The sequence below is a fragment of the Neobacillus sp. SAB-20_R2A genome (genome assembly GCF_049568635.1).
Classification (GTDB): Bacteria; Bacillota; Bacilli; order Bacillales; family Cytobacillaceae; genus Neobacillus; species Neobacillus citreus.
Genome location: NZ_CP145895.1, coordinates 2,863,288 through 2,885,368 on the forward strand (window position 1 = coordinate 2,863,288; position 22,081 = coordinate 2,885,368).

At 40.6% G+C, this 22,081-nt stretch carries 21 protein-coding genes; 7 read left to right on the top strand and 14 right to left on the bottom strand.

Annotation, left to right across the window (positions count from 1 at the left end):
* Positions 1-156 precede the first annotated feature (156 nt).
* Positions 157-552, top strand: a complete 396-nt coding sequence (locus V5M37_RS13950; RefSeq protein WP_423802464.1) for a DUF2243 domain-containing protein — start codon at positions 157-159, stop codon at positions 550-552.
* Between the two features lie 500 nt (positions 553-1,052).
* On the opposite strand, the gene clpP is transcribed toward V5M37_RS13950, so the two are convergent.
* From clpP to V5M37_RS13975, 5 genes are all read right to left on the bottom strand, one after another.
* A complete protein-coding gene (gene clpP / locus V5M37_RS13955; protein WP_423802465.1) occupies positions 1,053-1,637 on the bottom strand; it encodes an ATP-dependent Clp endopeptidase proteolytic subunit ClpP in 585 nt (194 codons plus the stop codon).
* Positions 1,638-1,665: 28 nt separating this feature from the next.
* The gene (locus tag V5M37_RS13960) at positions 1,666-2,346 is read right to left on the bottom strand and encodes a sigma-70 family RNA polymerase sigma factor (RefSeq protein ID WP_423802466.1); all 681 of its coding nucleotides are present in this window, start codon (positions 2,344-2,346) and stop codon (positions 1,666-1,668) included.
* 155 nt (positions 2,347-2,501) lie between these two features.
* A complete protein-coding gene (locus V5M37_RS13965) occupies positions 2,502-2,648 on the bottom strand; it encodes a hypothetical protein (protein ID WP_423802467.1) in 147 nt (48 codons plus the stop codon).
* Positions 2,649-2,751: 103 nt separating this feature from the next.
* On the bottom strand, positions 2,752-3,465 hold the full coding sequence (gene deoD, locus V5M37_RS13970) for a purine-nucleoside phosphorylase (protein WP_423802468.1): 714 nt from the start codon (positions 3,463-3,465) through the stop codon (positions 2,752-2,754).
* A 132-nt stretch (positions 3,466-3,597) separates the two neighbouring features.
* Positions 3,598-4,158 (bottom strand): YitT family protein, encoded by a 561-nt coding sequence (locus tag V5M37_RS13975; RefSeq protein WP_423802469.1) that lies wholly within the window; start codon positions 4,156-4,158, stop codon positions 3,598-3,600.
* 170 nt (positions 4,159-4,328) lie between these two features.
* On the opposite strand from V5M37_RS13975, the gene V5M37_RS13980 reads away from it, so the two are divergent.
* Positions 4,329-5,453, top strand: coding sequence for a CAP-associated domain-containing protein (locus tag V5M37_RS13980; protein WP_423802470.1), 1,125 nt, complete (start codon positions 4,329-4,331; stop codon positions 5,451-5,453).
* A gap of 611 nt (positions 5,454-6,064) precedes the next feature.
* Here V5M37_RS13980 and V5M37_RS13985 read toward each other — a convergent pair.
* Together V5M37_RS13985 and V5M37_RS13990 are read right to left on the bottom strand one after the other, a co-directional pair.
* Positions 6,065-6,766, bottom strand: coding sequence for a 3-oxoacid CoA-transferase subunit B (locus V5M37_RS13985; RefSeq protein WP_423802471.1), 702 nt, complete (start codon positions 6,764-6,766; stop codon positions 6,065-6,067).
* A gap of 1 nt (position 6,767) precedes the next feature.
* Complete coding sequence (locus tag V5M37_RS13990; RefSeq protein WP_423802472.1) at positions 6,768-7,454, bottom strand: CoA transferase subunit A; 687 nt, start codon at positions 7,452-7,454, stop codon at positions 6,768-6,770.
* Positions 7,455-7,854: 400 nt separating this feature from the next.
* On the opposite strand from V5M37_RS13990, the gene V5M37_RS13995 reads away from it, so the two are divergent.
* Both V5M37_RS13995 and V5M37_RS14000 read left to right on the top strand, forming a co-directional pair.
* Positions 7,855-8,631: an acetoacetate decarboxylase gene (locus tag V5M37_RS13995; protein ID WP_423802473.1), complete on the top strand. Its 777-nt coding sequence runs from the start codon at positions 7,855-7,857 to the stop codon at positions 8,629-8,631.
* A 174-nt stretch (positions 8,632-8,805) separates the two neighbouring features.
* Positions 8,806-9,000 carry an alpha/beta-type small acid-soluble spore protein gene (locus tag V5M37_RS14000; protein WP_026576247.1) on the top strand — a complete coding sequence of 65 codons (195 nt, stop codon included), beginning with the start codon at positions 8,806-8,808 and terminating at the stop codon, positions 8,998-9,000.
* Between the two features lie 76 nt (positions 9,001-9,076).
* On the opposite strand, the gene V5M37_RS14005 is transcribed toward V5M37_RS14000, so the two are convergent.
* From V5M37_RS14005 to V5M37_RS14030, 6 genes are all read right to left on the bottom strand, one after another.
* Entirely contained in the window at positions 9,077-11,254 is a 2,178-nt protein-coding gene (locus tag V5M37_RS14005; protein WP_423802474.1) for a malate synthase G, read from the bottom strand.
* A 220-nt stretch (positions 11,255-11,474) separates the two neighbouring features.
* Positions 11,475-12,380, bottom strand: a complete 906-nt coding sequence (locus V5M37_RS14010; RefSeq protein ID WP_423802475.1) for a fumarylacetoacetate hydrolase family protein — start codon at positions 12,378-12,380, stop codon at positions 11,475-11,477.
* A gap of 252 nt (positions 12,381-12,632) precedes the next feature.
* Entirely contained in the window at positions 12,633-13,373 is a 741-nt protein-coding gene (locus V5M37_RS14015) for a maleate cis-trans isomerase family protein (protein WP_378581810.1), read from the bottom strand.
* Between the two features lie 20 nt (positions 13,374-13,393).
* Complete coding sequence (locus tag V5M37_RS14020; protein ID WP_423802476.1) at positions 13,394-14,728, bottom strand: MFS transporter; 1,335 nt, start codon at positions 14,726-14,728, stop codon at positions 13,394-13,396.
* A 144-nt stretch (positions 14,729-14,872) separates the two neighbouring features.
* The gene (gene hydA, locus V5M37_RS14025) at positions 14,873-16,279 is read right to left on the bottom strand and encodes a dihydropyrimidinase (RefSeq protein ID WP_423802477.1); all 1,407 of its coding nucleotides are present in this window, start codon (positions 16,277-16,279) and stop codon (positions 14,873-14,875) included.
* 188 nt (positions 16,280-16,467) lie between these two features.
* The gene (locus V5M37_RS14030; protein WP_423802478.1) at positions 16,468-17,148 is read right to left on the bottom strand and encodes a GntR family transcriptional regulator; all 681 of its coding nucleotides are present in this window, start codon (positions 17,146-17,148) and stop codon (positions 16,468-16,470) included.
* Positions 17,149-17,469: 321 nt separating this feature from the next.
* Here V5M37_RS14030 and V5M37_RS14035 point away from each other — a divergent pair, with 321 nt between their 5' ends.
* From V5M37_RS14035 to V5M37_RS14045, 3 genes are all read left to right on the top strand, one after another.
* Positions 17,470-18,858, top strand: a complete 1,389-nt coding sequence (locus tag V5M37_RS14035) for a TldD/PmbA family protein (protein WP_423802479.1) — start codon at positions 17,470-17,472, stop codon at positions 18,856-18,858.
* A 3-nt stretch (positions 18,859-18,861) separates the two neighbouring features.
* Positions 18,862-20,205, top strand: a complete 1,344-nt coding sequence (locus V5M37_RS14040) for a TldD/PmbA family protein (protein WP_423802480.1) — start codon at positions 18,862-18,864, stop codon at positions 20,203-20,205.
* A gap of 143 nt (positions 20,206-20,348) precedes the next feature.
* Positions 20,349-21,485 carry an SLC13 family permease gene (locus V5M37_RS14045; protein WP_423802481.1) on the top strand — a complete coding sequence of 379 codons (1,137 nt, stop codon included), beginning with the start codon at positions 20,349-20,351 and terminating at the stop codon, positions 21,483-21,485.
* 47 nt (positions 21,486-21,532) lie between these two features.
* On the opposite strand, the gene V5M37_RS14050 is transcribed toward V5M37_RS14045, so the two are convergent.
* On the bottom strand, positions 21,533-22,072 hold the full coding sequence (locus V5M37_RS14050) for an NADPH-dependent FMN reductase (RefSeq protein WP_423802482.1): 540 nt from the start codon (positions 22,070-22,072) through the stop codon (positions 21,533-21,535).
* Positions 22,073-22,081 lie beyond the last annotated feature (9 nt).

The window sequence follows — 22,081 nt, forward strand, 5'->3', positions numbered from 1 at the left end:
CCGTTTTGTTGGTCATGATTTTCTACCTATATCATTATTACCAAAATGTGGACGTTCATGTATGGTATTTCTTCTGCAAAAAATGATTAACGTAGCTTTTATTATCGCTTATAATTTTTAAAGTGGTTTTCAATTTTGCAATAAAGGGGATTTATCATGAGGATACTTGGTGCGATTGCGGCTTTCTTTGTTACAGATTTTTTCTTTCATTTAATTGATGCCTTAGCGATGGGCTTGAAGGCTGAAACGCAAGCGCAACGGATTGGTGCCGTCTTTTTAGGGTTGCTTGTACTTTTGATCTTGATGGCTGTCTTTTACCGCTTCTTTTCACGTTCATTCTTTAACGGGTTTACCGTCGCCGCTGGTTTGTTCTTGAGCTTTGATATTGTTGTCTTTCATTGGATTTTCCAGCTTCATCGAATTACCAATGGGCCGGAAGCCAATTGGCTGGAGCCGCTGTTTGTTGTCTTTGGATCCTTTTTTGTGTGGTTTGGAATCAAAAAAGAACGGTCTGCTGAAGTCAGCAACCATAATGGTATGCCATTTTCATAAAAAACTGCCTGGATTACAAATTAACAGGTTTACTTGTGAGGTGCAAAACGGTAAATCACAAACCTAACCACTTGGCAAATCAGAGTATATACACAGTCAAAAAGGCTTTGAGATGAAAATATCTCTAAGCCTTTTTTCAAATTTTCTATCTGAATAATGCAACCGTAAGAGAGTATAAGTTAATTAGACACTAAGAGAGTTTGATAAATAAGCGAAGAAATTTCCCTTAATTAATAAATAAGATTAAGAATAACTTAAATAGGCGGAGAAATTTCCACTATTGACTCAAAAAACTTTAGTATTGGGGATTTTACTTTGTTTAAGCGGAAAACCTTCCCTTATTTACGCCGGAATGAGCCCTATTCTACATTTAGCGGAAAAATATCCGCTTATTTTACTATCACTAGTTACTGAAGTTTAAAAAATACACACCCTCCAATAATAATTTCATACCCCTCTAAAGTAAACCCGTTAATTACAAATCCGAGCGGTTTTTTTTCTTATGACTTTGGATATAAAATCTCATCTATGATCCCATACTCTTTAGCTTCTTCTGCGCTCATGAAGAAATCGCGGTCTGTATCCTTTGCCACTTTTTCAATCGGCTGGCCGGTTCGCTCTGCAATAATTTGATTGATGTGCTCCCGTAGTTTTAAAATGCGGCGAGCGGAAATTTCAATTTCCGTTGCCTGCCCTCTCGCCCCTCCCAACGGCTGATGAATCATAATTTCACTGTTTGGCAGGGCAAATCGTTTCCCTTTTGTTCCAGCCAGGAGCAGCATGGCTCCAAACGAAGCCGCCATCCCGGTACAGATGGTGCGGACATCCGCCTGAATATATTGCATTGTATCAAAGATGGCGAATCCAGCTGATGTTGATCCTCCCGGAGAGTTTATATAAAGGGAAATTTCTTTCTCTGGGTTATCTGCTGCTAAAAATAAAAGCTGTGCTACCACGCTATTGGCCACATGGTCATTGATTTCATCGCCAATAATGATAATTCTGTCCTTTAACAAGCGCGAGTATATATCATAGGATCGTTCGCCGCGATTCGTGTTTTCAATTACGTATGGAATTGTACTCATAATTACCGTCTCCTTATAAGCAATTTGGCTAAGCAGCCATGCAGAGAGTGCTTGAAGGAGAGAATTTTTTTGTAGTAATTGCTTTTGGAATTTCAGAGATGATAGCGTGAATTCCTTCTATAAGATTCGTTGGATCCTCTGTTTTCAAAGCTTCATAAAAAAGCTCGGATAATTGCTCACGTTCAGCTTCATTCCAATGTGGTTCAATCGTTAGTAAATGACCTTCTTCATTTATCTTTTCCAAACGGTTTTTGGAACGATGCAAACTAGCCTTTACCGCCATCTCCGATGTATTTAAAATTTCAGCAATTTCCTTTATCTGATATTGAAACGCCTCTTTTAATAAAAAGATAATCGACTGTTTTGGAGTGAAATGGTTGATAAGCATCTCAACCGTATTGAATAGTTCATCTCGATTAGCGTTTTGGCAAGCGCCGGCCATTTCAGTATCCTCTTGAAGGCTTTCTTTTTTTCTTTTACGAATGACGTCCACCCAGTGGTTATAAGCAATTTTATTTAACAGGGCTGGCGTTACGCTTTGCTGTTGATTTTCATACTTTAAGGCTTTGAGATAAGTTTCTTGTGCAACATCGTCCCCATCCCACGTGTTTTGAGTAAGAAAGTGACAATACTGTTTTAGTTTTGGAAACTGCTCCTGCCAGTATGAATCCGCTTGTTCATCGACTTTCGGGTTAAGCTTGTGTAACATGGTTTTCACTCCTTTTGCACTCTCTACACTATAAACGTTTATTGGGAGACGAAAAGATACGGGGTTGGAAAATTCTTTTATAAATTTAATTTATCATATTCAATAATGAATGTATTAACACGACATACACAAAAAAACACCATTTCTGGCGTTTTTCATGACAATTGGTTGTTATTTTCATTGATCATCTCTTTAACATCTTGAGAAATCTTATCGAAGGTTTGATTTACTCTATTCATTATTGCTTCATTATCTGTATCTTTTGCTTGGTTTTCGGAAATTTGGGTTTTATCTTTTTCCATAAATTTCACCTCCACTTTTAGAGTGCTTCATTATGGAAAAATTTATTACACTATGAAGTAATCGAGTTAACATAACATAATTATGGAATTCTACAATATTTATTTATGCCAACTCAAGCGCAACCTCCATCATGTTTGTAAAGGCGGTTTGTCTTTCCTCTGGAGTTGTTTGTTCACGGCGAAGAATATGGTCGCTTACTGTTAGGATCGTAAGGGCATTTACCCCTGCATAGGCAGCGTTAAGATAAAGTCCGGCCGTCTCCATCTCCACTGAGAGAATCCCCATCTTCTGCCACTTTTCCAGTGCGGTCGGGTCAGCATTGTAGAAGATATCACTAGTCAAAATATTTCCAACATGCACTGGGAGCCCTTTTTGATCGGCCGCTTTCTTTGCTTTGTCCAATAATTCAAAAGATGCAATATTGGCAAATTCACCGGGTAAATTGTATTGGTGGACATAACGAGAGTCGGTTGAGGCGCCCATCGCCAGTACAAGATCATACAAATTCATATGATCCTGAATGGCTCCGCAGGTTCCAATCCTTATTAAATTTTTCACCCCAAAAATATGTATCAGTTCCCAGGAATAGAGGCTCATGCTTGGCATTCCCATTCCCGTCCCCATGACGGAAATTTTCTTCCCTTTATACGTTCCGGTATACCCGAACATATTCCGAACGGAATTGAATTGCTGAGCATTTTCTAAATACGTCTCCATAATAAACTTTGCCCGTAATGGGTCACCCGGTAAAAGAATGGTTTCTGCAATTTCCACACCATTCGGTTTGATATGCGGTGTTTCTTTCATCTCGTTCATGATGTTTTCTCCTTTGTGCTAAAGCTAATTTTTATTAAGTTCTCGCTTTTAGCCTTTTTTGATTCAACATTATTAAAAGATACCATTAATAGAAATAATTCTCTATTTTTACATTAATCAATTAACACAAAGTTAATAACCTTCAATTAAGGATGTGATAATTCCTACAGTTACAATAGCCAAACATGAATAAAGAAAGTGATGAACATCCAGTACGGTGAATCCTGCCAAAACAATCAGTCCATCTATAAAAATAATGGTTAGTGCCAGATTGATTGAAAAGCGTCTCGATATTAGTTTGGCAAGTAAATCCGTACCCCCTGTGCTGGTTTTATGACGGAGCATAAGTCCCACACCGATTCCAATGATGATTCCTCCGACCAGCGCACCGGTCAAACTTGAAACGGAAAATTCGTCTCGAAGCGGTGCAAGCAAATCAATAAATAATGATGAGACAAGCAGCCCTTGAATGCTGCTTAAAAAATATGCTTTTTCTTTTAGCAATGCCAGTATACATATTGGGAGACTTAATACAATCATTGATAACCCAGTTTGGAATTTAAAAAAATAATAAATAATGAGAGCGATTCCCAAAATCCCGCCATCGATTAAATGGTTAGGAATAAAGAACCCGTTAACCCCGATACCAAGCAGCAGACTTCCAACCATCGTAGCAAAAAATTTCTCAAACAATAGTAATCACCTTGTCCAACCTTTTTAATTTTATGATATGAAGGCATCAAAAAATTAAGAATAAGCGAATTTGCAACATTTTCTGTTAAAATAGTAACTAAACCCATAGAGACACTTATAGATAACAGTAGGATTGGCGAGAATGAAATTAGTTATGGAGGTGGAAAAATTTGACTCGAATATTAGCTATTATTTCATTATTATTTTTATTTAATTATTCAGCCCCGCTTATTGAACAAAAATTAGACCATAGCGATAAGGTGCAAGCAGTCGATAAGATCCAATCAGAGGTCAATATTCCGGAAATCATGTCAGCGATTGGACAAATATTTGCCCAAGTTGAACAGCTGCTGAAACAGTTAAACCTAAATTTAGAAGACCTTCCAAAAACGCCGCAAAAAGAAGAACCGATTGAAAAGATTGAGCTGCAAACACCGGAGAAACAGCTATTTTCTATATCAAATATTGAAATAGGCCAGACAAAGGAACAAATCGAAATGAATGTAGGAGCAGCTAAACGGTCTTCCCTTAATGAGTATGGGAGCGATTGGTACGCCTACCACAATAATTACCATAATTTTTTTATGGTGATGTACGATGAAAACAATAAAGCTTCTGGAGTATATACGGATCAAGATTTAATCTCTTCTACAAGTGGGGTTAAGCGCGGAAGCACAAAGGACGAGGTTCATACAATCTTGGGGAATCCTCTAAAGCAAATTCAAAAAGGGCGATATGTTTATCAGTTTGAAGCTGACAGGGATTATGATGTGTATTTAAAGGATAATGCCTATGTGACCATTTTTTATGATAAACATGAGGGAAATACTGTAACTGCTATGCAGATCATTAGAAAGGATATGGAGCAGCGAAAAGTAGATTTTTACACAGAAGCAAGCCCTGCATTAAAAGAGGGATTTGAATACCAGCTATTTGATTTAACCAACGCGATACGGGTCACCCATCAGCTGCCTGTTCTGACATGGGATGAGCATGTCCGGGAAACAGCACGAAAGCACAGCACAGATATGGCTGTGAATAACTATTTTGACCATACGAATTTGAAAGGACAATCTCCGTTTGATCGGATGAAAGAGGATCATATTATTTTTCACTTGGCCGGAGAAAATCTTGCCTATGGACAATTCAGCAGTATTTTTGCCCATGAAGGGCTGATGAACTCACTCGGCCATAGGGAAAATATTCTGCGTGAAGGATACCGCTATCTTGGTGTAGGGGTCGCATTTAATAACGAGTCGCACCCTTACTATACAGAAAACTTTTATGCAAAATAACCCATGACCCCCATTAATTAAATTCCGGGCAGGTATTGCACTAATATAAAGGAATCAAAAAGGGTCCTCAGGCTGTCGAGTAAACTTCGATGGCCTTTTATTTTACTTGGTTTGGATAAACGTCGGTATAATTGGGGTTCGGACACTTCCTCCTCTCTTTCAAGCGATTTTGTCCGAAGGCGGCACTAATTCGGACACTTCCTCCTCTTTTTCAAGCGATTTTGTCCGAAGGCGGCACTAGTTCGGACAAATCCTCTTCTCTTTTAAGCGATATTGTCCGAAGGCGGCACTGGTTCGGACACTTCATCTTCTCTTTCAAGTGATTTGTCCGAAGTTGGGACTTGTTCGGACAAATCCTCTTCTCTTTCAAATGATTTTGTCCGAAGGTGCCAATGGTTCGTGCACTTCCTCCCCTTTTTTAATTGATTTTCTTGGACCTTCCACGAAAAAGAGAGTGTCCGGAGCGGAAATCAACTTGCCAGTTAGCAGGGATAATCAATAATGCTTTAGACAAAATGTAAAATTGCCGAGAAAAATATCCTTTCTCGGCAATCTGAGGAACCTTTGAAGGTACCTATTTTATTAATATGATAATGTTTAGGATACCAATTCTATTTTAAAACAAGTTCATCTTCAGTAATGGAATTTCTATTTACCCATTTGAAATCATCTGCAATTTCGTAGGAGGCTGGTGTCATTTCCTTCATTTGTTCGAAAGTAAGTTCATCTACCATTTCTACCAGATAAAGCTTCCCTTCTCGGAATTTAAATACAGCATACTCCGTAACGATTGTGTCGACGCGATTTTTTACAGTTAAAGGATAGGTACACTCCGGAAGAATTTTCGGTTCTCCTTTAGGTGATAGGTGCGTCATCGCAGCAATGACTCGTTTTGCTCCAACAACTAGGTCCATTGCACCACCTACACCAAGAACGTCTTTACCTGGTACGGCCCAACTGGCAAGATCACCGGTTTCGGAGACCTGCAGTGCCCCGATAACAGTCGCATCAAGATGGCCGCCGCGCATAATACAGAATGAAAGAGAACTATCAAAGTATGAAGCATGCGGCAGTGCGGTAATTGGCTGAACACCTGAGGCATTAACTAAATCCATGTTCTCTGGATCGATAACAAAATCAGGTCCAGGTTCTGGTCCGGCACCCAGAATACCGTTTTCAGAATGCAGGGTAACAACTCCCTTTGGTAAATAATCTGCCACCAGGGTTGGGATTCCAATTCCAAGATTTACACAACCTAAAGATAATTCCTGTGCACAACGCCATGCTATATAATGCTTAACAGAGTAGCTCATCTTACACTTCCTCCCTTTTTACAACAATATCAACAAAGATAAATGGTGTAACAATCTTATCCGGGTCCAACTCACCAATCTCCACAATTTCGTCTACTTCCACAATCGTTAATTTGGCTGCAGTTGCCATGGCTGGGTTAAAGTTTTGCGCTGTCTTTTTATAGACAAGATTACCCGCTTTATCAGCCTTATGGGCACGGATAATTGCCACATCAGCAGTCAATGATTGTTCAAGGACATGCTCGCGTCCGTTATATGTACGTGTTTCCTTCCCACGGGCCAGATCTGTTCCCGCAGCTGTTGGGGTGAAAAATGCCGGAATCCCCGCTCCGCCCAAACGAATTGCTTCAGTAAATGTTCCCTGCGGCAGTAACTCGATCTCAACGCTACCTTCACGATAGGCTTTTACTAGTTCTTTATTCGTTGAAAAGAAGCTCCCAACTACTTTTTTGATGCGATTTTGCTCAAACAAATCATTCAGAATAGACACACTTCCAAGACTATTAGTAATTATCGTAAGATCACTTAGCTCTTCCCGTTTAACTAACGCCCTCGAAAGATGACGCGGCATACCAGGGAAACCGAATCCCCCTACCATAATACTGGAGCCTTCGGGTATCTGCCCGATAGCCTCGTCTGCTGATAAGAATTGCACCTTCGTTTGAATCTGTTCAATCGTATCGTTCATCCTGCATTCTCCTTATGAATTTACTGTTTTTCACTTCCATACTAACCGGTTGGTATGTTATCATGTTAAATAATAAGACAAAAGGTAATTTTCTGTCAATTGATATTTCAATAATATTTTTTTCTTTTGAGAATAATATTTTTTTGCGTTATTCCAAAAAGAACTTAACTTTGAAAAGTGTCAATATAATAATACAATCATCACAAAACATTGTCATAACAATATTTTCGCGCTTTTTCGACAAAAGTCTAAAAATTTCGAGTAGTCTGCTAATTTTGTTGACAAAGCTATTATTGCATGTACAATAATAACTGTATTGTTATTCAATTTTTAGTTCCAAAAGGGTTTTTATTATTTAAAAATTTTACATAACTATTAAACTATTGAAAGGATGTTTGAAATGAAATTAGAAGAAGTTGCAAAACAAATCTCCACTCCGCTGGATGCACCTGCTTTCCCACGCGGGCCATATCGATTTAATAATCGCGAATACTTAAACATTGTCTATCGTACTGACATCGATGCTTTGAGAAAGGTAGTACCAGAACCGCTTGAAATCGATGAGCCGCTTGTGAAGTTTGAGGTCATCCGGATGCCGGATGTGACCGGTCTGGGCTCTTACACTGAGTGTGGTCAAGTCATTCAGGTTAATTACAATGGTGAAAAAGGCGACTATGTACACTGCATGTATGTGGATAATCATCCAGCCATTGCTGCAGGACGTGAAGTTGGCGCGTATCCAAAGAAACTGGGCAAACCAAGTTTATACATAGATTCCGACACACTTGTAGGCACTTTGGACTACGGTACATTAAGAGTAGCAACCGCGACGATGGGTTATAAGCATCAGCAAATCGATTTAGAAGCGGCTCGTGAAGAAATTTGTAAGCCGTACTATATGCTAAAGGTTATTCGGGGACAGAATGGAAAGCCTCGTATTTGTGAGTTGGTGCGAGGAGAGATTAAGGACATTACCATCAAAGGCGCATGGACTTCCCCTGCCCGCCTGCAGCTATTTGCTCATGCTCTTGCACCGCTGGCAGACTTTCCTGTGCTAGAAATCGTCTCTGCTTCCCATATTCTTACGGATCTAAGCCTTCCTCGTACAGAAGTGGTTCATGACTACCTTGCCACAGAGGGATCACTAACACAAAAAGAATTAGTCAGCCAAAAATAAACAATAAAAAAGAAGAAACGGAGCCTGTCCCCAAGACTTTACTACAGTAAAGAATAGGGTCAGGCCTTTTACGGTATGAAGCGTCTTGCACCACGAATTAGCTTTTTCAAATTGGATACATTATATACGAGCAATATTTTTATTGCTCAAAAACTTCGTCGGGAGTGATGTATCATGGCTAGAAACAAACTATTGGTTCCTGGTGCAGGCAATGTTCTGGATCAAATGAAGGAAGAAATCGCCAACGAGTTTGGAGTGCAGCTTGGTGCTGATACGACCGCACGAGCGAATGGTTCAGTCGGCGGCGAAATGACCAAACGTCTCGTTGCTTATGCTGAACAATCCCTGCGAAATCAACAAGGCCAATAACCTGTGATTTCAACGAAAAAAGCTGCCTCGTTGGGCAGCTTTTTTTATTTTTTAACCAGGTGATATCACCCTTAGATTAATTTTTCACGGATAATTTTGCTTTTAATTCCAGGCGGCGGCGGTGAAGGATTGGTTCGGTATAACCGTTTGGCTGGTCGTATCCTTCGAAAACGAGGTCACATGCGGCCTGGAAGGCAACTGAATCCTCATAGTCAGGCGCCATCGGACGGTAGTTGGCATCACCAGCATTTTGGGCATCAACCACTTTTGCCATCCGCTTAAGTGTCTCTACTACTTGCTCTTTCTTACAGATTCCATGATGAAGCCAGTTGGCAATATGCTGACTTGAAATCCTTAGTGTCGCACGGTCTTCCATTAAACCTATATCGTTAATATCCGGAACCTTGGAACAGCCAACTCCTTGGTCAATCCAGCGGACAACATAACCGAGGATTCCTTGAGCGTTGTTATCGAGTTCTTGCTGGATTTCCTCAGCGGTCCAATTACGGCTCGGCGACACAGGAATTTCTAAAATATCGTCTCGTAGATCCTTAATCTCATTTTTTAATTGTTCCTGAACGCTTGTAACGTCTACTTGGTGGTAATGCAGCACATGAAGGGTGGCAGCTGTTGGCGACGGAACCCATGCTGTATTGGCGCCTGCTTTCGGATGGCCGATTTTTTGCTTCAACATTTCTGCCATTAAATCTGGCATTGCCCACATTCCTTTACCGATTTGCGCGCGGCCTTGCAGTCCTGTAGCTAGGCCATTATAGACATTTGACTTTTCATAGCTTTGCAGCCATCGCGATGACTTCATCTCATTTTTGCGAATCATCGGACCGATTTCCATCGAAGTATGCATTTCGTCACCTGTTCTGTCCAGGAAGCCTGTATTAATGAAGACGATTCTTTCCTTTACCGCATGAATACAATTCTTTAAGTTTAAAGATGTGCGGCGCTCTTCGTCCATTACACCAATTTTTAAGGTATTCTTTTTAAGGCCAAGAATTTCTTCTACACGGTCAAAAAGTTCATTTGCGAATGCTACCTCTGCGGATCCATGCATCTTCGGCTTTACTATATAAATGGAACCTTTGCTAGAATTTTGATAAGTTCCGTTCCCTAGCAACGTATGCTTGGCAAGCAAACTTGTCACTACTGCATCCATGATGCCTTCAGGCACTTCATTGCCGTCCTTATCCAAGATTGCATTGTTGGTCATTAAGTGGCCCACGTTCCTTACAAACATTAGGGAACGACCCTTAAGTGAGATGATTTTTCCATCTGGCGAAGTATATTCTCTGTCAGGGTTTAATTTGCGAGTGAGTGTCTTATCACCCTTTTGAAAACTTGCTGTTAAATCACCTTTCATCAACCCAAGCCAGTTTCGGTAAACGCCAACCTTGTCTTCTGCATCAACCGCCGCTACCGAATCCTCACAATCCATTATGGTGGTTAAAGCTGATTCTAACAGGATATCTTTGACTCCTGCTTTATCAGTGTTACCGACCGGATGGCTCCGGTCCACTTGAATTTCAAAATAAAGGCCATTATTTTTCAATAGGATTGCGTATGGCGCAACAGAGTTTCCTTGATAGCCCGCAAATTTAGCTTCATCTTGAAGGCCAACAGTAGTTCCATTGCTTAAAGCTACAGCTAATTTCCCTGATTCAACTGCATATAGAACAGCATCTTTGTGGCTTCCGCCATTCAAAGGAACGCACTTGTCAAGGAATTCTCTTGCGAATGTAATAACCTTTTCACCACGAACAGGATTATAACTTCCTTCACGTGTTGCTCCGCCGTCTTCGCTAATTGCATCTGTTCCGTATAGCGCATCATACAGGCTTCCCCAACGGGCATTTGCCGCATTAAGAGCGTATCTGGCATTATCCACCGGCACCACTAGCTGAGGGCCTGCTTTAAGTGCAACTTCTTCATCAACGTTTTCTGTTGTAACCTGAAAATCTTCCACTTCAGGCTCTATGTAGCCAATTTCTTTTAAAAATTGTTTGTAGCTTTCGGCATCAAAGTCTTTGTTTTCCTTATGCCATTTATTAATTTTGTCTTGGATTACATCCCGCTTCGCAAGTAACTCACGATTTTTTGGTGCCAGTTCATCGATAATTTTTTCGAAATTGGACCAAAATGCAGCAGCTTCAAGATTGGTTCCCGGAAGTGCCTCATCATTGATAAATCGATAAAGGATACCAGCAACCTGTAGATTTCCCGCCTTAACATAGTTGGACATGCTATAATTCCTCCTTAAAACTAGTAGTTATTTAAAATCCTAAACTATAAATGTTTGGATTAACAACCATAAATTTGAAATTAACCATTTACAGAAACCTTTATTAATACAGTCTATCATTATAAAATCTGTTATATTACACAATTAAAGATTAGCATTTTCAGATAGTATATTCAATATTTATTTATAAATTTTCCAACAATTCAATTTCTTCATATTATTATTCTACTATGGAACTGCTATATCCTTCAGATTTAAACTTATTCTTCAAAGTGCCCAATTTGTCTATCTCAATTGAGATTTCATCGCTATCCTTTAGCCATACCTGCTGTTCTTCTGGTTTACCGAGAATGACTCCTGCTGGTGTACCTGTTAAAATGACGTCCCCCGGATGAAGAGTAAAATGGTCAGAAATATAGCTTATAAGTTCCTCGCATGGAAAAATCATATTGGAAGTGTTGGAATCCTGACAAACCTCTCCATTAAGCTTCGTAACAATCCTTAAATTATTGGGATTTTCTACTTCGTCCTTACTGACAAGATACGGACCAAGCGGGCAAAATCCATCACAGGATTTGCCTAACAGCCACTGTCCGGTTACCTTTTGAAGGTCGCGGGCCGTTAAATCATTAGTAATACAATATCCATAGATAACGGAAAGGGCTTCTTCCTTCTTCACATTTTTGGCCTTTTTACCAATAATAATCGCTATTTCACCTTCATAATCCACTTGCTTTGTATTTTTTGGCAACAAGATGTCTTGCCCGTGGGACCGGATGGCTGTATTAAATTTGCTAAAGATAATTGGGACAGGCGGTAATGGGAGCCCGCACTCTGCTGCATGATCCTTGTAATTAAGACCAACGCCAATGATTTTTTGCGGTTCAGTAATACAAGGGCCAAAGGTCAATGACTCCTCTTCTAAGAATAGCGAATCCTCCATGTTAGACCAATCTAATAACTCTCGAAGCTTTTTTGGCCCAAAAGCAATTAATTCAGCCGTTGTTTTCGGCGCTGATTGAATATGGGGGAGTTTACTAACGGCTGCCTTTACGTCCAAGATTCCTCTTTCTGTTTTAATACCCAGGCACAGCTGTTCTTCTTTATAAAAATTTAACGAGATCATTGCTTTCCCTCCGTTTTTGTAAAAAATAGAATTTATTTTCCAAAAAATTTTCAAGCGTTCCTTATTGTTGTATAATTTATATTGGTACTGTCATTGAAAGTGGTATACATCGGGGTTGGGGCGCCAAACTTCTGTCCCGTAAAATGTATGGAGTCGTCAGTGAAGACGAAAAAACACCATGCAGCACCCAATTGCTTCTTTAAAAAAAAGAGCATTCCAACCCCGCCAGGTTGAAATGCCCATGAAAAAGTATTAGTTGTTTACTGTTACCCTTGAAAACAGTTTTCCCCAACCCTTTACTTTGGCAGGATCGACATTGACCATTTTTAAACACTCCCAGATTAGCACGTTGATTGTGTCATACATTGGGATTTCATACTTTTCCTCATAGTATTCTACTTTTCCAACCGCAGGGAAGTTTGTACACACCACGCTTAGAGCATCTGCAGGCGTCACGCACACTTCCTTAATCTGCTCCTCAATTCTTTCCTGTGAAACTTGACTGAAAGAACGGTTGACAGTTTGCGCAAGTCCAGAAACATTAACCGTCTCTACATTACAATGCTTTTTATATTGTTCAACAATTAATTTATTGATTTCCGGGATATATGGGGTAACCATGTGGATTGATTTAATATTATGTTCTTTAAATGCTCTCACCTGTGACAGCATGGAAGTTGTAGCCGGGATACCCGTTCTTTTTGTAATTTCTTCACAAAGCTTATAATCCATATCAAAGCCAAGCCATCCACCGGATGTACCGTTCCAGGCAATCACATCTACTTCCGCATGGGCCAACAGTTCAGCTGCTTGCAACATCGGTTCAAAATTAAATTGGCTGAGAGCATCCTGTTCCAGTGAGATTTTTGTTACCTCAAAACGTCCATAATGGCAGGTAACTTCCGGTACATTGTATAACATTCTTGAGCAGATAGGCTCTAAAACCGTATTGGATGACGGTGTAAGCATTCCGATTTTCTTTGGTTCTGACATAATTACTTTTTCCTCCTTCATTAATTGACTGAGCCAATTTTCTTATTGTAGTTAATTAAGCTAGATACGGTTGCCAAGAGAATTCCGGCAAAGACGAACACCATAAGGGCTAAGAAATAGGAACCTGTTGTTGATACAATAATACCGACATAAATAGGTGTGATGACACCGGCAATATTCCCGGCAAAGTTCATACATCCGCCGACAGTTCCGACATGCTCGCGCTGTGAAATGGCTGCAGGTACACTCCAATATAAACCTCCCCAGCGCAGGAAGAATAGTGCAAAGGAAAGTGTCGTAATGGCCATGGTTACGGAAGTGGACTTAGATAAAAGGAAAATTGAGATCGCAGTCATAATACCGGCGATAGACAGCATGGTTCGCATAACGGTATTGTCATTGCCGCCCTTTTCACGCCATTTATCCGTAATCAATCCGCCGATAATCTCACCAATAAACCCGGCACCAAAAATAATTAAAATCGATCCGCCAATCGCTTTAATGTCTAGGTTTTGTGTTTGTGCCAGATATGATGGCCCCCATGTCATCAGCCCATAGAAAACAGTATTAAACGAAAACCATCCAAGACACATGCACCAGAAATTTCTTGCGGTCAAGTAGTCCTTTGGGCCGATTTTTAAACCAGTGGCATTACGCTTATGTTCTTCATATTCTTCTTCAAGTGCTTTTCTGATATATTCGCGCTCTGCTTCATTGACTTTTGGATTGGCATTGGGTCCACCTTTGATAACCCTCCAGACAAGATAGGCAACAACGATGGTCAAAATACCGGCGCCAATCAATGCGCCGCGCCAGCCGCCAAACCAGGCCATAAAGGCAACAATAATCGGTCCGCCTACAGCTGTTCCCAGTGGTGCACCACTATCAATGATGGTAGCGCCGCGGCCCCGTTCGCTTTTGCTCAGCCAAATCGCCTGCAATTTTGATGATCCTGGCATAACAGGTGCTTCCGTTATTCCCAATAACACACGTAATGTCATCAGCATTTTCGGTCCATTGATGAAACCTGTTAATGTTTGGACAATACCCCAGCCAAGTGCTGCCCCGAACACGACTTTATCAGGACGGATTTTGTCAGACAGCCAGCCAGATGGAATTTGCATGAGGGCATAGCCCCAGAAGAATGAACTTAAGATGACTCCGACGATAGCAGGGTCTAGCGCTAGGTCCTTTTGAATTGCCGGCATGGCAATCGATAGAACTGCGCGGTCCACATAGTTGATTGTGACAAGGGCTAAAAGCATAATAAATACGCGCCAACGGACATTCGTTGGTTTGGCAGCTAGTGCCGCATTTGGATTTTTTGAAACTTTAAGACCAGTTCCACCTTGCATAAAAATCCCCCTTTAATAGATTTCATTGTTTTTCCACAAAAAACGAAACCAATGTACGATGTGTTTTGCGATTATCGAATTACTTGTCAGCCCTCACCTCCTTTCATATTCGATAACACATCTTAGGGGGTTAATTAATAAGTTTTACATCGCTGATACTGTTGACTGAACTTTTGAAACCTTATTTCTGAACAGAAACTTTCCACGGCCTTGTTCCCCAATGACATATCCGTCGCGGACAATTTCCTCGCCACGAGACAGCACACGAGTAATGGTTCCCTTGACTTCGGTACCTTCATAAAGGTTGTAATCAACATTTTGATATTGTTTTTTGTGGGTAATGACTCTTGAAACATTCGGATTGAACAGAACAAGATCAGCATCAAAACCAATTCCTATACTTCCTTTTTTCGGATAGAGGCCAAATGTTTTGGCAGGCCCAGTGGAGAGGACCTCAACAAATTTTTGGAGAGATATTCTTCCCTCATTAACCCCGAAGTGATAAACGATCGAGAAAATATCCTCGAGGCCAGGTACACCGTTAGGAATCTTTGCAAAATTGTCTCTTCCCAAAGTCTTCTGTCCTTCAAAAAGGAATGGACAATGGTCTGACCCTACCGTTGAAATTAGACCGGCGGCAATACCGTTCCAAAGATGCTCCTGATTCCATTTTTCACGAAGCGGCGGGGAACAGATATATTTTCCACTTTCAAAATCCTGAAGTTCTAAATAGCTTTCATCAAGGACAAGATAATGAGGGCATGTTTCCGCAGTTACTTGCACCCCGCGTTTTTTTGCCTCTGCTACTTTTTGCAGTGCATCAGCACAGCTAACATGAACGATGTAAATAGGAGCCTTGGCTGCTTCTGCGATGGCAAGCGCTCTTCCAGTTGCCTCTGATTCAGTAATCGGCGGTCTTGTGTAGGCATGATAGATATGCTCGGTATTTCCTTTTGCGAGAGACTCCGCAATTAATTCATCAATAATATCGCCGTTTTCCGCATGGACATTTGTGATAATCCCTGCTTCCCCCGCTTTTTTCAAAATTTTATACATTTCACGGTCATTCACCATCAGCTCGCCCTTGTAAGCCATAAATAGTTTGATAGAAGTAACACCTTCTTTATCTGCGAGAATTGGGAGTTCCTCGAGAACATGATCGTTGTATTCGCTAATTATGGAGTGAAAACCGTAGTCGATTAGCGATAACTCGGCCTTTTTCTTCCATTCTTGTAAATTATCAAGGAGTGTCTGGCCTTTCTTAGGATTGGTAAAATTAATAATGCTGGTAATCCCGCCTGCCGCCGCCGCTCTGGTTCCGCTTACAAAATCGTCAGCCGTTCCAGTGCTTTGGAATGGCCAAGCAAGATGAGTATGTACATCTATTCCTCCGGGAAAAACATATTGCCCGCTTGCATCAATAACATTGGCATCTGGGGCTGCTGCATAATGGCTGGAAATGCCGGAAATCACCCCGTTCTCAATAAGGATATCTGCCTTATAAATGTCAGTAGCCGTTACAATCGTTCCATTTTGAATAATGGTTTTCAACTTGTCTTCAATCCTTTCGTGTGGATTTTTTATAAACATTTATTATATGTCGCCTGTCGACAGTTTAAATCGGCAAGGTTCTGTATAAAATCTTCTGTTGCCAAAAGCAATAAGATCCTTAATCTGCTGTAGTCTGTCGACAGTTTAAAATATGAGGCATTTATCCATTTGATGACCTTCTTATTTTTCTATTCTTTAGTGTATTTAGAGAATATCTCCTTCAGATGCTCCAAGTCAGTTTCAAGATGTTTGTTCATCATAAAAGCAGCCTTGTCTTCATCCCTTCTTTTCATTTGCACTAAAATATCCTGATGTTCGTTATACACAATCCATTCCCTATTCTCACCTTGGAAGTTTAGGGTCCTGAAGTAGTGACTTAATGAATGTAGGTCTCTCAGCTGTTTCTTTAATCTCCTATTTTGACTGTATTTAATGATTAATTCGTGAAAACGGCCATTTTCGGCAATCAAGGCCTGCCTGTTCCGTTCCCCTTCAGCATCCAAATATTGCTTCGAATTAATGACTGTTTTTTCGATGTTCTGCAGTTCCTGCGCTGTAGCAAGCCTAGTTGTCAATCTAGCAGCCAAGGACTCTAAGACCATCCGGCACTCGTAAATATCCACGATATCCTTCAAAGTTGGTTTATAGACAGTGATTCTTGACTTTTCATCAATGGCTAATAACCCTTCTTTTTCTAAAGCGCGGACAGCTTCCCTGACAGGACTTCTGCTAATATTTAGATCTCTGGCAATTCTTGCTTCATATATACTATCACCAGGTTTTAAGTCCCCTTGAACAATCATTTCTCTAAGCGTGTTATAGACTTGATCGTAATATCGGACTGGTTTTTCGATAGAAAAAGAATCCATTTTATTCACCACCTACTGTAGTCTGTCGACACCTTGAAATTCATAAAACTATCAAACTTAACTAAACATAGTTTATTCGTTAATCAAACTGTTATAATCCACAAAAATATAGTATCACTTTTAATTGGTAAATCCAATAACTATTATTAAAATTTTCCCAAAATTCCATTAGTTTTGTAAACAGATTTTTGTCGACAAAAAAATTGAAATAATTGTCGATAAAAAAACATTCTTAAATGCGAAACCAAGACATATCCTCTTCCGACTATTACATTGTAGTTTGATAATAGCGTAGAAAAATAAAATACATAGGAGGTCATCATGCTAAGTCAATCATTAATTGAAGACGTACTGACAGCAGCTTTATCCACTGGCGGCGATTTTTCTGAGATTTTCGTAGAGGATCGGTTTACCAATAATATCACCCTTAGAAGCAGTAAAATTGAAACCGCTCTCTCCGGACGTGATTTTGGGGTTGGAATCCGTGTATTTAAGGGATTACAAAGTGTTTATGCGTATACCACCGATTTCAGTAAGGACGGTCTGGTGAAGGCTGCGAAAAATGCGGCACAAGCCATTAAAGGAAATAGTGTCATCTCCCCTGCCCCATTTGTTCGAGAGTCGTATAGTACACTCCATCCGATCCAATTGCTGCCGCAAGAGGTAGTGAAATCTAGAAAAATTGCCGTCATGAAAAATGCTTCAGATACGGCTAAAAGCTATCACTCTAGTATTTCTCAGGTAACCGTCCGTTTAATGGATGAGGAGCAGAATGTGCTTATTGCCAATTCTGAAGGAAAATATATCGAAGACAAACGAGTTCGCTCAAGACTGGCGATACAAGCCGTTGCTGTAAGCGGAAATAAAATGGAAACTGGTTTTTACGGACCGGGTGCCCATAGCGGCTTTGAATTTATCGAAAACTTAAATCTCGATCTTTATGCCAATGAAGCAGCCAGGATTGCCGTAACCATGATCGATGCCAGCCCATGCCCGAGCGGCAAATTCCCGGTGATTATTGATAATGAGTTTGGCGGGGTCATTTTTCATGAGGCCTGCGGACATGGCTTAGAGGCCACTGCTGTCGCGAAAAACAATTCTGTATTCGCTAATCGCATCGGGGAAAGAGTTGCTCCGGAAATCGTTACGTACATTGATGATGGCACAATTCCAAATGAATGGGGATCCATTAACATCGACGATGAGGGTGAAAAGGCACGAAAAAATGTGTTAATCAAAAATGGGATTTTAACAGGCTATTTAATTGATAAATTTAATTCACGCCGGATGGGAATGGAATCTACCGGTTCCGGCAGAAGGCAGTCCTTCCGCTTTGCCCCTACCTCAAGGATGACCAATACGTATATCGCCCCAGGCAAATCAAGACCGGGAGAAATCATCGCAGCGACTGAGAATGGAATATATGCCAAGTACATGGGCGGCGGCCAGGTCAACCCAGCAACAGGCGATTACAACTTTGCCATCATGGAAGCATACGAGGTAAAAAACGGAAAAATCGGAAAGCCATTAAAGGGGGCTACTTTAATTGGGAACGGACCGAAAACCTTACAGCTTGTCGATATGGTCGGGAACAATCTCGGGCATGGTGCGGGAATGTGCGGTTCCTTAAGTGGCAGTATCCCGGTTAACGTCGGCCAGCCAATGATTCGGGTAAGTGAAATCACCGTTGGCGGGACAAAGGGGGAATAAAAGATGAATATACAGGATTTTCAGGTGAAACTTTTTAAAGATGCCGCCTCCACTGGTTTTACAGATGTTGAGGTTTACTATGAAAGGAAAGAAGTTTTTGGCTGCCAAATTTTTAAAGGCGAAATCGACCAATACGAAATCGCGGAAGACGGCGGTGTTTCTTTCCGTGGTATCATTGACGGGAAAATGGGCTACGCCTATACGGAAAAATTAGATGATGCCTCTATCCCCTTCCTATTAAAAAATGCAAAAGAAAATGCTGAGTTCATGAATGACGAGGATGTGGAAGAAATATTTGCGGGCAGCAGCTTTTATGAGAACCGGAATTTTTATTCCACAGCCTTAAATGAAGTCACCATTCCGGAAAAAATTCAATTTATCAAAGATGTGGAACGTGAATTACTGGCAATGGACCCGAGGATTGTGGCGACAGATTATTGTTTGATACGTACGACATCGGTAACCAAAAGCCTTTCCAATAATAAAGGACTGTCCTTGAGTGATCAAGTGAATTATTTGTATGCCATGGTGGAAGCGATTGTGAAAGATGGAGAGGAAACCAAGACATCCTTTGAATTTAAAGTAACAAAGGACTTTCAAAGTCTGGATGCCAAAGAGATTGCTACAAGAGCAGCTGAGGAAGCCTTATCACAGTTGGGTTCGCGAAATATTACGAGCAAGGATTACCCTGTCCTGTTACGTAATGATGCGGCCGCCAGCCTGTTAGCTACTTTTGCCGAAAATTTTTCGGCGGAAAACACTCAAGCGGGGTTATCTTCGCTTAAAGATAAACTGGGTAAGCAAATAGCGAGTTCGATGGTAACAATCGTCGATGATCCATTCCTTGAAGATGGCCTTGGCAGCAGAAATTTTGACAGTGAGGGAGTAGCAACGGAGAAACTTACCTTGGTGGAATCAGGTGTGTTGCATTCCTTCCTCCATAATTTAAAAACAGCTAAAAAGGACCAAACAGTTACAACCGGTCATGCCCAGAAAGATTCCTATAAAGGTGCCGTCAAGGTTGGGCCTTCCAATCTTTATATTGTTCCTTCAGCATCATCTTTGGAAGAGTTAGTCTCTACGATGGGCGAAGGCGTGTTGATTACCGGTTTATCCGGCTTACATTCAGGTGCGAACCAAATATCCGGTGACTTCTCGGTTGCTGCGAATGGGTTTTATGTAAAGGACGGAAAGATCCAATTTCCAGTTAATCTTATGACGATCGCGGGGAATTTCTATCAGCTTTTGACTGATGTGGAAAAAGTAGGATCCGACCTAACCTTCCCGCTCTCACCAGTTGGTTCGCCGTCACTACTTATTAAGTCCTTATCCGTTACAGTAGAATAAAATGGTGTTTTTATAGGGGGCTGTCTCTCACCTTGGGGGTCAGCCCCCCGTTGCTTTTAAGCTATAAAATTTAATTGACAGGAATCGAATTTAATCATAATGTTATCATTGTTGAAAAAATCCTAACCTTTTTGGTGATCATTGTGAAAGAATTGGTTGTTGTTCGAAAACAGAAAAGACTAAGTTTGCCCGGTTCTTTTTTAAAAAAAGACATCGTATTCACGGTTTCACTTATATTAGCATTAGCAAGCTGCTTTCTGCATCCTCCAAAGCTTGAATATATAAACCTCAAGGTTATCATAAGTTTATTTAACCTTATGCTCGTCATTAAGGCCTTCGAGGAATTGAAAATATTAGATAAATTCGCGATTTCAATCTTGAATAAATGCCATACAAGCAAAAAAGTATCCGCGATTCTCGTTTTCTTATGCTTCTTTAGCTCAATGTTAGTCACCAACGACGTTGCCTTAATAACATTTGTACCGTTAACACTTATTATAAGCAAAAAGTTGAAGATCAACATGATGGAAACGATTATCCTGCAAACGATCGCGGCTAATCTAGGCAGCAGTTTGACACCAATGGGAAATCCGCAGAACCTGTTCATCTTTACTTATTACGGACTAAAACCTTTGCAGTTTTTCGGGACGGTTTTTCTATTAGCTTTTTTGGGAATTGTTTTCCTTGGAATTCTTTTGATAAGACTAAAGGGGAAAGAATTAACTTTGGTGTTTCCGTCTTCTACTTTAGATGGAAGAAAAAAAGCGGTTGTTTGGGGAGTAGTATTCGCCTTCATCATTGCCTCTATCTTTGGTGTGGTTAGTGACAAACTCGCCTTATTCCTGACGTTAGCGGCAGTTTGTTTGCTAGATATTCATTTATTGAGAAAAATAGATTATACCCTGCTGTTTACGTTTATTTGCTTTTTTGTTTTCATCGGAAATATATCGAATACCAGCATCGTAAACACGTTTGCGAATGAACGTCTCGACAGTTCACATTCTGTTTTCTTTACGTCGATACTTTTAAGCCAATTAATCAGCAATGTCCCTGCCTCCCTCCTGCTGGCAAAATTTACGCCAGATTGGCAGCCGTTATTATTGGGCGTCAACATTGGGGGACTTGGCACTATTATTGCTTCACTGGCAAGTGTCATTTCATATAAACTATTCATTAGGGAGTTTCCGGAGGAAAATAAGAAATACTTAATAAAATTCACCATTTATAATTTTTCGTTTCTAGCAGGAATAACCCTTATACAGTATTTAATTCGTGTATAAACCAGCGCCGGGAGACTTGCCCCCGGCGTTTTACAGTTTAAATGAGTTTATTCTTTAACGAAAGCGAAGAATCTTTCGACGACATCATCGACGAATTTCAACGTTGCTTCTTCTTTCAAAAGGCCTGTTTCTTCATCAAATTTCGTATGTGCCTGGCTGATCAGGATTTCGTTTCCTGCCGGCGGCAATAGCTTTGCCTGAAGTGATGCTAAGATTTCACGTATATGCAGTTGGGCCCGCAGTGTTCCTGCTATGCCCATAGTTGCACCGCCGGTCATAACCGGTTTTCCAATCAATACTTTATCGACCCGAGACAACCAATCAAGCGCATTTTTTAACACGCCAGGAATCGACCAGTTGAATTCAGGAGTAATAATAATAACACCATCAGCTTCTTTAACCTTTTTCTTGAATTCCAATACAAGCTCAGAAGGGTTAAATTCATCATCTTGGTTATAATGCGGAAGTTGTCCGATTTCAAGAATCTCTAATTCGAATTTTTGAACAAACCTCTCCTTAATCGTTTCTACCAAACCCCTATTATAAGAATCTTTCCGTAAACTTCCCACGATTGCTACTAATTTCATTTTTGTCAC